This window comes from Streptomyces sp. NPDC102406 (genome assembly GCF_044765725.1).
GTDB lineage: Bacteria > Actinomycetota > Actinomycetes > Streptomycetales > Streptomycetaceae > Streptomyces.
Genome location: NZ_JBIWKP010000005.1, coordinates 500251 through 513160, shown reverse-complemented (window position 1 = coordinate 513160; position 12910 = coordinate 500251). Strand labels below are relative to the sequence as shown.

The window sequence follows — 12910 nt, the reverse complement described above, 5'->3', positions numbered from 1 at the left end:
CGACGGAACACGAACAACTCCGACGAAACGTGACGAAGACGGATCATGCCTGACCTGACGAAGCCGATGCGCGACCTGATCGTCTCGACCGAGCGGGCGGACGGCCCGCGCGTTCCCGAGGCCGTCCGGGACTTCATCGAGAAGATCACGTTCGCCACTCCGGAGGAGATCCTTCCGGCGCTGCGCGGCGCGCTGGCCGAGGACTGGATGGCCATGCCGGTGTGGGCCCGCAACCTCGCGTTCCGGCTGGCCTGCCTCCAGCGCCCCGACGACGCGGAGCTGCTGCGGGAGGCGGCGGCCGACCTGCTCTCCTTCGGCCCCGACTGGGACGCGCACGCGGAGGAACTGAAGGAGCGGGCCGCCCGCCTGGACGGCTGAACCGGCGCCCGGCGCGGCCGGTGCGCGACAATCACGCCGTGAAGAGCGAAGACATCCCCTTTGTCGGTGGCCCCCTCGACGGACGGTCGCTGCCCGTCCTGGTGACGGCCACCGGCAACCCGCCCAAGGTGTACAAGGTGCCCGTGCCGGACGCGGCCGGCGGGCCCGACACCGTGCTCGTGTACGTACGTGAGCCCGTGCCCGACGGCAAGGCCGTGCGGCTCGTGCAGAAGTGGCAATACGTGTTCGTGCCCGACGGCAAGGTCGAGCGGGGCGTGCGCTGGCCGTGGCCGCGCAGACGTGACTCGTAAGGGCGGCTGGGTTGGGCCGAACCGCGCAGTCCGCCGCGTGGGCGGGGGCGCGGTCTGCGCATGGTCACGGTGCGGGGCCACGAGGGTTGGCCCGTACCGGAGGTGATGAGGTGTCAGGCAGGCTGGTGCGATGGGTGTGCGCGGCGGCCGTCGCGGGGGTGCTGGCGGCGCCGGGCCCGGCGGGCGCGCTACCGGAGCCGGATCCTGGCCCCGGTGGGGAGCAGTCCGTGGCCGGGCTGCTGACGCGGCTTCAGGAGCTGTACGGGGAGGCCGAGGAGGCCACCGAGACGTACAACGCGACCGAGGAGAAGTTGAAGGAGCGCCGCGCGGAGGCCCGGGCCCTCACCGAGAGACTGGCGGCGGCGCGCGGCTCGCTGTACGGCAGCCGGATCGCGGCCGGGCGCCTGGCGCGCCAGCAGTACCAGGGGCGCAGCGACATCTCCCCGTACGTGCGGTTGCTCCTGGCCCGTGATCCGCTGCACGCGCTCGACCAGGGGCATGTCGTCCTGCGGGCCGCCCGGGAGCGGAAGGCCACCGTCGACCGGCTGACCGGCGCCGAGCGCAGGGCCGATGTCCTGGCCACCCGGGCGCGGGCCGCGCTCGACGCGCAGTTGCGGCTCGCGGAGGAGCGGAAGAAGGAACGGGACGCCGTGCGGTCGCGGCTCGGGGACGTCGAGGAACTGCTCGCCTCCCTGACGCCCGAACAGCTCGCCGACATGTCGCGTCTGGAGGAGACGGGGGCGACCGCGTCGCAGCGGGCGTTCATGGCGTCGGGGGCGCTGGGTTCGGCGGCCAGGGCGCCGTCGAGGGCGGGTGACGCCGCGCTCTCGTACGCCGTGCGGCAGATCGGGAAGCCGTACGTGTGGGGCGCCGAGGGGCCGGACTCCTTCGACTGCTCCGGGCTGACCTCGCAGGCGTGGGCGCACGCGGGGCGCAAGATTCCGCGGACGTCGCAGGAGCAGTGGGCCAAGCTGCCGCGGGTGCCGCTGTCCCGGCTGCGCCCCGGTGACCTCGTCGTGTACTTCCGCAGGGCGACCCACGTCGCGCTGTACCTCGGCGGCGGAAAGGTCGTGCAGGCACCGCGGCCCGGCGCGCGCGTGAAGGTGTCGCCGATCGCCGCGAACCCGGTGCTCGGCGCGGTGCGGCCGGACCCGGAGGACAAACCGATGTCCGGGTACCGGCCGCCGCCGCTGCCGCGCGGTGCGATGTCGGGGGGCGACGCGGGGTACGACAGCCCCGAGGGGGCTAGCTGACCGAGGCGAGGTAGGCGGCCGTCTTCTCCGGCTCGTAGAAGAAGTTCTCGAAGTCGGCCGGGTTGTTGAACCCGTTCGCGAAGCGGTCGGCCACCGGCTGGAGCTGGCCGGCCGCGCCGATCAGGTTGAGGACGTGCTCCGGCGGGGCGCCGAGCATGGCGTTCGTCCACTTCGTGACGTGCTGGGCCGTGTCCCAGTACCGGTCGAAGGCCGACCGCATCCACTCCTCGTCGAACGGCCGGTCACCGTGCTCGACGATCGCGGCGAGGTAGGCGGCGGCGCACTTGGACGCCGAGTTGGAGCCCTGCCCGGTGATCGGGTCGTTGGCGACGACCACGTCGGCGACGCCGAGGACCGCGCCGCCGCCGGGGAGCCGGCCGATCGGGTTGCGGACGGTGGGGGCGTAGCGGCCCGCGAGGGTGCCGTTGGCGTCGGTCAGCTCGACCTTCGTGGCGCGCGCGTACTCCCAGGGCGTGAACTTCTCCATCAGCTCCAGGGTCAGCGCCAGGTGCTCGGAGGGGTCCTTGACGCCCTTGAACACGTCGACGGGGCCGCCGGGGACGCCCTCCCAGAAGAGGATGTCGGCGCGGCCGGTCGTCGTCAGCGTCGGCATGACGAACAGCTCGCCGACGCCGGGTACGAGGTTGCAGCGGACGGCGTCGAAGTCGGGGTGCTCGGGGCGCACGTCGAGTCCGTGCACGTAGGCGACGGCGAGGGCGCGCTGCGGCTCGCCGTACGGGGAGCGGGACGCGTCGCGGCCGAACATGGAGACCAGTTCGCCCTTGCCCGCGGAGACCAGGACGAGGTCGTAGGTGCGGGAGAAGTAGTCCAGGTCGGAGACGGCCGCGCCGTGGATGACGAGCTGGCCGCCGCGCTGGGCGAACGTCTCCATCCAGCCGGCCATCACGCGCTGGTCGACGGACTGGGCGTAGCCGTCGAGCTTGCCGACCCAGTCGACGGCGCGCTGGGTGGGGCCCGGGTCGTGCGAGCCGGGGGCGGCCACCGAGACGCCGAGGCCCTCGATCCGGGGGGCCTGCGACTCCCAGAAGTTGAGCTGGAGGTCGCGCTCGTGCTGGAGCGCGGTGTGGAACATGCACTGCGTCGACATGACCCGCCCGGAGCGGATCTCGTCGGCGGTGCGGTTGGACATGAGGGTGACCTCGTAGCCGTGGGACTGGAGTCCCAGGGCGAGCTGGAGACCGGACTGGCCGGCTCCGACGACGAGTATCTTCCGCGACATACGGCTGCCTCTAACTGATGACGAAAACTGGCGTACGGACAGGGGCTATTCGGGGGCGGCGTCCAGGGCATGGGCGACCAGGGCGAGCAGCGTCTCGATCGCCGATATCCGGCGCCGCGCGTCCATGATCAGCACGGGCACGTGCGGCGGCACCGTCAGGGCCTCGCGGACGTCGGCCGCCTCGAACTCCTCTGTCCCGTCGAAGTGGTTGACGGCCACGACGTAGGGCAGGCCGCAGCTCTCGAAGTAGTCGAGGGCCGGGAAGCAGTCGGGCAGCCGGCGGGTGTCGGCGAGGACGACGGCACCGATCGCGCCGCGCACCAGGTCGTCCCACATGAACCAGAACCGCTGCTGGCCCGGTGTGCCGAACAGGTACAGGACCAGGTCGTCGTCGAGCGTGATGCGGCCGAAGTCCATGGCGACCGTCGTGGTCGTCTTCTCCGGCGTGGCGGAGAGGTCGTCGGTGTCCTCGCTCGCCTCGGTCATCAGCGCCTCCGTCTGGAGGGGCTGGATCTCCGAGACGGCGGTGACGAGGGTCGTCTTGCCGACGCCGAAACCGCCCGCCACCACGATCTTCGTGGCGACGGGGGCCCTCGTCCTGTCCGTCTGCCAGGCCTGGAGCTGTTCTTCCTCACCGGGGAGTCCGGCGAGGAGCTCAGAGACGGCGGAGTCCACTCAGCACCCTTTCCAGCAGCGCGCGGTCCGGCTGTCCCGGGCCGTGACCGGTTCCGTACACGCGGATCTTTCCCTGGTCGGCGAGGTCGCTCAGCAGGACGCGGACCACACCCAGGGGCATCTTGAGGAGCGCGGAGATCTCGGCGACCGTGCGCATGCGGCGGCACAGTTCGACGATCGCCCGCATCTCGGGCATGACACCCGCGAGCGTCCCTTTCCCTATCTCCAGGCGCTCGTCGGGTCCCTCGATGGCGGCCGTGCTCGCGATGAACGTCTCGACGAGCAGGACGTGCCCGAAGCGGGTGCGGCCACCGGTCAGGGAGTAGGGGCGTACGCGGGCGGCTTTGCGGTCGCCGCCGCGCACGGGGAGTTTGGGACTGGTCACCGGCTGCTCTCCATCGACTGGCGCAGTTCGCTGCGGAGTTCGGGCGTCAGGACGTGCCCGGCCCGGCCGACGAAGAGCGCCATGTGGTAGGCGACGACGCTCATGTCGCAGTCCGGGGTGGCGTGCACGCCGAGCAGGGAGCCGTCGCTGATGGACATGACGAAGAGGCTGCCCTCCTCCATCGCGACCATGGTCTGCTTGACGCCCCCGCCGTCCATCAGCTTCGCGGCGCCGATGGTGAGGCTGCCGACGCCGGAGACGATGGTGGCCAGGTCGGCGCTGGAGCCCTTGGGTCCGCCGCTGCGGTCGACGGGGGCCTCGGTGTTCCTCCCGGGGTCGGAGGAGAGCAGGAGCAGCCCGTCGGACGAGACGACCGCGACGGAGAGGAGCCCTGGCACCTCCTCTACGAGATTGGTCAGCAGCCAGTGCAGATTGCGTGCTTCGGTGCTGAGCGCGGGGTTGTTGAGTGCAGGGGTGGGCGCAGTCAACTGCTTGCCTCCTCGGCTGTGTCCCCCTTGGCTTCTCCGATACGTTCCTGGGTGCCGGTCCCGGCCGCGGCCGGCCGGTCCCCGATCTCCGCCTCCACGTCGCGCCGGCCCTTGAGAGCGCCGCTGTGGAAGCCGCCGAGCCTGCGGCGCAGCGCGTCCGCGTCGACGGAGCCGGTGCGCGGCTTCGGGGCGGCGGCGGGCGCGGTCACCTTGGGGGTGCGCTTGGGCAGCCCCTTGTCGGTGACCCGCTCCCACTGCGGGGCGCGCTGCGCCGGGACGTCGGCGGCGGGCTCCGCTATGTCGCCTCCGGCGTGGCGCGTGTCCGGCGCGGGGGCGGCCTCGGGCCGCGGCGGGGCGACGAGTTCCATGGTGGTCTCGGACTCGGACTCGACCGGCGGCGCGGACGCCGGCTGGGTCTCGGGCTCCGGCTGGGTCTCGGACTCCGGCTGGGTCTCGGGCTCCGGCTCGGCCTCGGGCCGTGCTTGTGCCTCGGCCTCGCGGACGGCCTGCTCGGCGGCCTCGATGAGCGGGTCGGCGGCGTCCGGGTCCGGCTCGGGCGCCCGGGCCGGGGCGGCGGCCTGGTCCGTCGCCCGGCCGCTCAGGACGTTGGAGTTGGCCTCGGCCTCGGAGCCCGGCAGATGCACGGCGGGCGCGCCGCCCGGCACCGGCACGGGCGGTGGCGCGGCCACGGCGGGCACGGCCGCGAGCAGCGCGGTGGGCAGCACGACGACGGCGGCGACCCCGCCCTGCTTCTGCTCGCGCAGGCGGACCCGCACCCCGTGCCGCGCCGCGAGCCGCGCGACGACGTACAGGCCGAGCCCGAGCCCCTCGGCGTCCTCCGGGTCGTGGGTCTGCTCGGCGGAGAACGCGGAGAGCCGGCCGTTCAGCTCCCGCATCCGCTCCTCGGCCATGCCGATGCCCTCGTCCTGGACGGAGAGCATGACCTCCCCGTTCTCCAGGAGCCAGGCGGAGACCTCGACGGAGGCGTCCGGCGGCGAGAACGAGGTGGCGTTCTCCAGGAGTTCGGCGACCAGGTGGCTGAGGTCGTCGGCGGCGAACCCGGCGATGTGCGCGTGCGGCGGCAGCGCGGCGATCCGGACCCGCTCGTAGCGCTCGATCTCCGAGACGGCGGCGCGCAGGACGTCGACGAGCGGCACCGAACCGGCGTGCTGCTGTCCGTGCTCGGCCCCGGCGAGGACGAGCAGGTTCTCGCTGTGGCGCCGCATGACGGTGGCGAAGTGGTCCAGCTTGAAGAGCGTGGCCAGCCGCTCGGGGTCCTGCTCGCGGTCCTCCAGGCCCTCGATCACGCCGAGCTGGCGCTCGACGAGGCCGAGCGTGCGCAGGGCCAGATTGACGAACGTGCCGTTGATCGAGTTCCGGACCCGCTCCAACTGCGCGCCGGTCTCGGCGAGTTCGGCACGGAGCGCGTCGCGGTCGTCGGCCATGCGCTGCCGCTCGCCGACGAGGTGCTTGCGGTCGGACTCCAGGGTGCCCTGGCGCTCGTGGAGGGCGACGGCGTGCGCGTGCAGGGCGTTGACCGAGCGGACGACCTGGGCGAACTCGTCGTTGCGTCCGGTGAACTTGATCGGCTCCTCGCCGGCCGGGGCGGCGGCGACCCGCGCCGAGCCGAGGCGGAGCACGGCGAGCGGCCGGGTCAGCGAACGGGCCGCGCCCATGGCCACGCCGACGGCGGCGAGGAGGCAGACGCCGACCAGCGCGATACGCAGTTCGAGCCCGTTGACGTCGTCGTCGCGCAGCCGCTCCAGGCTTTTGACGCGCTGGTCCCCGAGCGCGGACTCGGCGCCGCGCATCGCGTCGATCCGGGCGGTCAGGGCGGCGTCCACGCTCTTGGCGTCGTAGGCCAGCTCCGCGTCGGACAGGGTCGGGGCGTCGGTGAGCCGGGCCAGGTAGGTGTCGGCCTTGCTGACGTCGGGCCCCGTGACGGTGGAGTCGTACGCGGACACGGACGCGGCCGGGGCGGAGTCGCGGAAGTCGGCCAGGGCGGCCTGTTCGCGCACCCGGGCCTGCTGGGCGGCGGCGCTGAGCGCGTCGCGCCGCTTGCCCTCGGCGGTGTCCTCGCCCTGGACGGTCGTCGGCAGCCCGGTGACGGGGTCGACGGTGGTCGTGGTGGCCGGCTCCGGTACCGCGTACGCGGCGAGGAGGAGGCCGCGGGCGGCGGACGCCTGGTCGACGGCGCGGTCGAGGTCGGCGAGGGCGTGCGCGCCGGAACCCGCGCGGGGCGGCATCGCGTCGGCCAGTTCCTCGGCGAGCCGGTGCAGTTCCGTGATGGCCTCGGAGTAGGCGGTGTGGGCCTCCAGGGCGGAGCCCTTGCCGGTGAGGGCGGCGCGCCGGACGGCGGCGACGTCGTCGACGGTGCGCCGCAGTGATCCGGTGGCGTCGCCGCGCAGTTCGTCCACCTGTCGGTCGACGCGGGCGCCGCGCTCCTCGCTCAGCCCCCGCCCCTTGGGGCGTCCGGCGGCGATGTAGGCGCTGACCTCGTCGCGCTCGTCGGCCAGCGCGTGCGAGAGGGCGAGCGCCGACTGGGTCCGCTCGGCGTCGTCGACGAGCCCCTGCGACTCCCCGACCTGTCCGGAGGCGGCCAGGAGGGCGGGGGCCCCGGCTCCGACGACGGCGGCGGCGACGACGGCGACCGCGATGAGCAGCCGGTTCCGCACCCGGGCCCGCTTGCCCTTGCCTGCGGGAGGCGGTTGGGGCGTGCCCGCGCTCTCCGGGGTCAGTGCCGCCGATTCCAAGCCACCCGCACCATCCGGCCCACCCGTCCCACTGGCCTCGTTACCGCCGGAGGTGTTCCGCACCTGGTGCTCGCATTCCTGACTCGTCCTACCCATGGTCGCAGGTGACGGCCTGTCAACCCACGCGCCCCTCTGGCATGGCTCCTGACCATTCCAGCGCCGGTGAGCAGGGGGCGCACATCACCTTGCCCGCCACCCGAAGGAGTGAACATCGAGCGGGAGTTGAGGAGCAAGTTCCCCCGGCACGGGGACGGCGCGCCCACGGTGCGCCGGTTGGACGTCTTTCACAGGCTTTGGCAAGATGCCCCGCCGCGCTTCATCGGAGTCGATCATTCCGCCCCAAAACAGGCGCCCCACCTGCTGGTACGGACCGATCCGCACGGATCGCCCGGCCGTGAGCGCGGCTCATGCAGACTGGCCGAATGCGCATCGAACTGGCCACCGAACCCGGCGTCGCCAACCGTCCGAACGAGGACTACGCCTCGGTCGCGGTTCCGGCCTGCGGACAGGGCGGATCACTGGTCGTCCTCGACGGTGTCACGCCGCCGCCGACCCCGTACGGATGTCTGCATTCCGTCCCCTGGTTCACGGCCCGGCTCGGTGCCGCCCTGGCCGAACTGTCCACTTCGCTCCGGGATATGACCTTGGGTGACATCCTCGCGGCGGCCATCACCCGTACCGCCGAAGCCCATCGCGCAACCTGTGACCTTTCTCACCCGCGCACCCCTCAGGCAACCGTCGCCCTCGCCCGCTGGGACGCGGAGCGGGTCGAGTACCTGGTGCTGTCCGACGCGGCGTTGCTCGTCGAGGCGCCGGACGGCGCGGTGACGGCCCTGCTCGACGACCGTCTCGCCCGGCTCCCGCGTACGTCCCTGGCCTCGGACGCGGTGGCCGACGCGACCGTGCGCAACAAGGAGGGCGGCTTCTTCACGGCTGCCGCCGACCCGACGGTGGCGGCCCGGGCCGTGACCGGCACGCTTCCCCGCGCCCGGGTCCGGGCGCTCACCGCGCTGACCGACGGGGTGACCCGCTGGGTGGAGAAATTCCACCAGGGCGACTGGGGCGACCTGTTCGCCCTCGTACGCAAGGAGGGCGCGCAGGGGGCGGTCGCCCGGGTCCGCGCCCTGGAGGACGCGGACGCCCGGGCCCGCACGTATCTGCGCCGCAGCAAGACCCACGACGACGCGACGCTCGTCTACGCGGAGCTGTGACGGCGGACGCCCCAGCGGTGCGCCGGTCGGCTATTCCGCGCCCGCGTTCAACTGGTGCAGCAGCCGCGCCAGTTCCGCCACTTCGGACCGGTCCCAGCCCGCGAGCTGCCGCACGTACCGCATGCGGCGGGCCTCCCGCACCCGGCCGAAGTCGACCCGGCCCCGCTCGGTGAGCGAGACGAGCCAGGCGCGGCCGTCGGCCGGATCGGGCTCCCGGGAGACGAAGCCGAGCTCCTCCAGGGCGCGCAACTGGCGGCTCATCGTCGCCTTGCCGACGCCGATGTACGCGGCGAGCGCGGTCGCCCGCTGCGCCCCGCACTCCTCCAGGCGCACGAGCAGCCCGTACGCGGCCGGCTCCAGGTCCGGGTGGACCTCGCGGGCCATCTCGCCGGAGGAGGCCCGGGCGCGTCGCAGGAAGACCGTCAATTCGCGTTCCAGCGAGAGGAATTCCTGGTCCACACCACTCGGCGCGGCGGCGGAGTTCGTGCCACGTTCGGCGGTCCGCCGCTCGCCGTTCCCGTCTTCGTGCACGTCAGCACCCATGGCCAGAGTTTCCCCGGGTTTCCCTGTTCTGAAAGTTTTCGCCAATCGCCGCCATCACCGCAGCTCCGTCAGTATTTCGCAGGAGTAGACCAACGGCACCATCCGGACCCCCTTCCCTCCCCCAGGTCTACCTGCGTAGCTTCATGCATGGCATGTCCATACCAGCACGGTCCTCGACGTCGCCCGCGGGACATGCCGACAGGTCGCACACCCAGCACAGGTCCCCGATCAGCGCCGCGCTGGTCCCCCACGGCCTTCATGGAGGCATGCAATGCCCGTGCACAGACCCGGAACCACCCGACGTAAAAGCTTCGCCGCCGGCGCCCTCCTCGCCGCCCTCTCCCTCCTGTTCACCCTTCCGAGCGCCGCGCACGCCGCCGACGTCCCCGCCCGGGGCGAGGCCCACATGGGCATGGGGGTGGCCGAGCACGACGGCGACACCGGCCAGGGCCCGGTCGGCCGCGTCACCCAGACCGAGGGCGTCGACGTCAGCAGCCACCAGGGCAACGTCGCCTGGTCGACCTTGTGGAGCAGCGGCGTGAAGTGGGCCTACGTCAAGGCCACGGAGGGCACGTACTACACCAACCCGTACTTCGCCCAGCAGTACAACGGCTCGTACAACGTGGGCATGATCCGCGGCTCCTACCACTTCGCGACGCCGGACACGACGAGCGGCGCCACGCAGGCCAACTACTTCGTGGACCACGGGGGCGGCTGGTCCAGGGACGGCAGGACGCTGCCGGGCGCGCTCGACATCGAGTGGAACCCGTACGGCGACGCCTGCTACGGCAAGACGGCCGCCGGGATGGTCTCGTGGATCCGGGACTTCGTGAACCAGTACAAGGCGCGCACCGGCCGTGACGCCGTGATCTACACGGCCACGAGCTGGTGGACCCAGTGCACCGGCAACTCCGCCGCGTTCGGCACCACCAATCCGTTGTGGATCGCCCGGTACGCCTCGACGGTGGGCACGCTCCCGGCCGGCTGGGGCGTCCAGACGATGTGGCAGTACACGTCGTCCGGGCCGACGGTCGGCGACCACAACAAGTTCAACGGCGCACTCGACCGCGTCCAGGCCCTCGCCAACGGCTGACCGACTCAAGCCCGTCCGGCGATCGAGGACCGGGGCCCGGGGCGGAGCCCCGTGACAGTACGCGAAGGCCCGGGTTCCGATGAGAACCCGGGTCTTCATCATCCGGCCGCGTCCGTCACGCCGCCACCGGGACCTCCAGGTCCGCGGAGGCGGGCGCGAGGGCCAGTTCGAGCACCTGGCGGACATCCGTCACCGGGTGCACGTCCAGCTTCTCCAGGACCTCCGCCGGGACGTCGTCCAGGTCCGCCTCGTTGCGCTTCGGGATGATCACCGTCGTGATGCCGGCCCGGTGCGCGGCGAGCAGCTTCTGCTTCACGCCGCCGATGGGCAGCACCCGGCCGGTCAGCGACACCTCACCGGTCATCGCCACGTCCGTACGGACCAGGCGTCCGCTCAGCAGGGAGGCGAGGGCGGTCGTCATGGTGACGCCCGCGCTCGGCCCGTCCTTGGGCACGGCACCGGCCGGGAAGTGGATGTGCACGCCGCGCTCCTTCAGATCGGCGACGGGCAGCTCCAGTTCCGCGCCGTGCGAGCGCAGGAAGGAGAGCGCGATCTGCGCCGACTCCTTCATGACGTCGCCGAGCTGGCCGGTGAGGGTCAGTCCTGCCGCGCCCGTCTCCGGGTCGGCGAGCGACGCCTCCACGAAGAGCACGTCACCCCCCGCGCCGGTGACGGCGAGCCCGGTCGCGACACCCGGCACCGCCGTGCGCCGCTCGGCCGGGTCCTGGGCGGACTCGGGCACGTGGTGCGGGCGCCCGATGAGGCCCCGCAGCTCGGCGTCGGTCACCGTGAAGGGCAGCTCGCGCTCGCCCAGTTCGTGCTGCGCGGCGACCTTGCGGAGCAGCCGGGCGACGGAACGCTCCAGGTTACGGACGCCCGCCTCCCTGGTGTACTCGCCCGCCAGCTTGCGCAGCGCGCTCTCGTCGAGGGTGACCTCGTCCTTCTCCAGACCGGCCCGCTCCAACTGGCGCGGGAGCAGGTGGTCGCGGGCGATGACGACCTTCTCGTCCTCGGTGTAGCCGTCGAGCCGCACCAGTTCCATCCGGTCGAGCAGCGCCTCGGGGATGGCCTCCAGGACGTTCGCCGTCGCGAGGAACACGACGTCGGACAGGTCGAGTTCGACCTCCAGGTAGTGGTCGCGGAAGGTGTGGTTCTGCGCCGGGTCGAGGACTTCGAGCAGGGCCGCGGCGGGGTCGCCGCGGAAGTCGGAGCCGACCTTGTCGATCTCGTCGAGCAGGACCACCGGGTTCATCGACCCGGCCTCCTTGATGGCGCGCACGATACGGCCCGGCAGGGCGCCCACGTACGTACGGCGGTGGCCGCGGATCTCGGCCTCGTCGCGCACGCCGCCGAGGGCGACGCGGACGAACTTGCGGCCCATCGCGTGCGCCACCGACTCGCCGAGCGACGTCTTGCCGACACCGGGCGGGCCCACGAGGGCCAGCACGGCGCCGCCGCGACGGCCGCCGACGACGCCGAGCCCGCGCTCGGAACGCCGCTTGCGCACGGCCAGGTACTCGGTGATGCGCTCCTTCACGTCGGCCAGACCGGCGTGCTCGGCGTCAAGGATCTCCTGGGCGCCCTTGATGTCGTACTCGTCCTCGGTCCGCTCGGTCCACGGCAGTTCGAGGACGGTGTCGAGCCAGGTGCGGATCCACGAGCCCTCGGGGGACTGGTCGCTGGACCGCTCCAGCTTCTCGACCTCCTTGAGGGCGGCCTCGCGGACCTTCTCGGGCAGGTCGGCGGCCTCGACGCGGGCGCGGTAGTCGTCGGACTCCTCGCCCTCCGCGTCACCGTTCAGCTCGCGCAGCTCCTTGCGGACCGCTTCGAGCTGGCGCCGCAGCAGGAACTCGCGCTGCTGCTTGTCGACGCCTTCCTGTACGTCCTTGGCGATCGCCTCGGCGACGTCCTGCTCGGCCAGGTGCTCGCGAAGCTGCTCGGTGGCGAGCTTGAGGCGGGCGACCGGCTCGGCGGTCTCCAGGAGTTCGAGCTTCTGCTCGGTGGTCAGGAAGGGCGAGTACCCGGAGTTGTCGGCGAGGACCGACACGTCGTCGATCTGCTGGACGCGGTCCACGACCTGCCAGGCGCCGCGCTTCTTCAGCCAGTTGGTGGCGAGCGCCTTGTACTCCTTGACCAGTTCGGCGACGGCGCCCGGCAGCGGCTGCTCGGGGCCCTCCTCCTCGACGGTCAGGCCCTCCACCCACAGGGCGGCGCCGGGGCCGGTCGTGCCGGCGCCGATCCGCACGCGGCCGCGACCGCGGATGAGAGCGCCCGGGTCGCCGTCGGCGAGGCGGCCGACCTGCTCGACCGTGCCGAGCACACCCGTGTTCGCGTACGTGCCGTCGATGCGCGGAACAAGCAGCACCTTGGGCTTGCTGTCCCCACTGGATCGGGCGGCGGCCTGGGCGGCCTCCACCGCGGCGCGGACGTCCGTGTCGTTCAGGTCCAGGGGCACCACCATGCCGGGCAGCACGACCTCGTCGTCGAGCGGCAGCACAGGCAAGGTGAGCGGTGTGGACGTCGAAGCCATGATCTCCCCTTCGGCAGTCAAGTTGAGCTACATCGACTCAATGCTTCCCA

General features: G+C 72.5%; 12 protein-coding genes. 5 read left to right on the top strand and 7 right to left on the bottom strand.

Features of this window, described 5'->3' with window-relative positions:
* Positions 1-45: 45 nt before the first annotated feature.
* From ACIRF8_RS23520 to ACIRF8_RS23510, 3 genes are all read left to right on the top strand, one after another.
* Positions 46-378: a hypothetical protein gene (locus ACIRF8_RS23520; RefSeq protein WP_404217405.1), complete on the top strand. Its 333-nt coding sequence runs from the start codon at positions 46-48 to the stop codon at positions 376-378.
* Between the two features lie 38 nt (positions 379-416).
* On the top strand, positions 417-689 hold the full coding sequence (locus ACIRF8_RS23515) for a hypothetical protein (protein WP_404217403.1): 273 nt from the start codon (positions 417-419) through the stop codon (positions 687-689).
* A 110-nt stretch (positions 690-799) separates the two neighbouring features.
* On the top strand, positions 800-1942 hold the full coding sequence (locus tag ACIRF8_RS23510) for an NlpC/P60 family protein (protein WP_404217402.1): 1143 nt from the start codon (positions 800-802) through the stop codon (positions 1940-1942).
* On the opposite strand, the gene ACIRF8_RS23505 is transcribed toward ACIRF8_RS23510, so the two are convergent.
* The 5 genes from ACIRF8_RS23505 to ACIRF8_RS23485 are packed head-to-tail and all read right to left on the bottom strand — an operon-like array spanning position 1935 to position 7483.
* Entirely contained in the window at positions 1935-3182 is a 1248-nt protein-coding gene (locus tag ACIRF8_RS23505; protein ID WP_404217401.1) for a styrene monooxygenase/indole monooxygenase family protein, read from the bottom strand. The genes ACIRF8_RS23510 and ACIRF8_RS23505 overlap by 8 nt on opposite strands.
* Before the next feature lie 45 nt (positions 3183-3227).
* On the bottom strand, positions 3228-3857 hold the full coding sequence (locus ACIRF8_RS23500; RefSeq protein WP_404217400.1) for a GTP-binding protein: 630 nt from the start codon (positions 3855-3857) through the stop codon (positions 3228-3230).
* Positions 3838-4242: a DUF742 domain-containing protein gene (locus ACIRF8_RS23495; protein ID WP_404217399.1), complete on the bottom strand. Its 405-nt coding sequence runs from the start codon at positions 4240-4242 to the stop codon at positions 3838-3840. Before ACIRF8_RS23495 ends, ACIRF8_RS23500 begins: the two co-directional genes overlap by 20 nt.
* Entirely contained in the window at positions 4239-4730 is a 492-nt protein-coding gene (locus ACIRF8_RS23490; protein WP_404217398.1) for a roadblock/LC7 domain-containing protein, read from the bottom strand. The genes ACIRF8_RS23495 and ACIRF8_RS23490 overlap by 4 nt, the downstream gene beginning before the upstream one ends.
* A complete protein-coding gene (locus ACIRF8_RS23485) occupies positions 4727-7483 on the bottom strand; it encodes a nitrate- and nitrite sensing domain-containing protein (protein WP_404217397.1) in 2757 nt (918 codons plus the stop codon). Before ACIRF8_RS23485 ends, ACIRF8_RS23490 begins: the two co-directional genes overlap by 4 nt.
* A gap of 422 nt (positions 7484-7905) precedes the next feature.
* Here ACIRF8_RS23485 and ACIRF8_RS23480 point away from each other — a divergent pair, with 422 nt between their 5' ends.
* A complete protein-coding gene (locus ACIRF8_RS23480; protein WP_404217396.1) occupies positions 7906-8694 on the top strand; it encodes a protein phosphatase 2C domain-containing protein in 789 nt (262 codons plus the stop codon).
* A gap of 30 nt (positions 8695-8724) precedes the next feature.
* Here ACIRF8_RS23480 and ACIRF8_RS23475 read toward each other — a convergent pair whose 3' ends face one another.
* Positions 8725-9225 carry a MarR family winged helix-turn-helix transcriptional regulator gene (locus tag ACIRF8_RS23475; RefSeq protein WP_404217540.1) on the bottom strand — a complete coding sequence of 167 codons (501 nt, stop codon included), beginning with the start codon at positions 9223-9225 and terminating at the stop codon, positions 8725-8727.
* Between the two features lie 283 nt (positions 9226-9508).
* On the opposite strand from ACIRF8_RS23475, the gene ACIRF8_RS23470 reads away from it, so the two are divergent.
* Complete coding sequence (locus tag ACIRF8_RS23470) at positions 9509-10330, top strand: lysozyme (RefSeq protein ID WP_404217395.1); 822 nt, start codon at positions 9509-9511, stop codon at positions 10328-10330.
* A gap of 115 nt (positions 10331-10445) precedes the next feature.
* On the opposite strand, the gene lon is transcribed toward ACIRF8_RS23470, so the two are convergent.
* Positions 10446-12860, bottom strand: coding sequence for an endopeptidase La (gene lon / locus ACIRF8_RS23465; RefSeq protein ID WP_404217394.1), 2415 nt, complete (start codon positions 12858-12860; stop codon positions 10446-10448).
* Between the last annotated feature and the right edge of the window lie 50 nt (positions 12861-12910).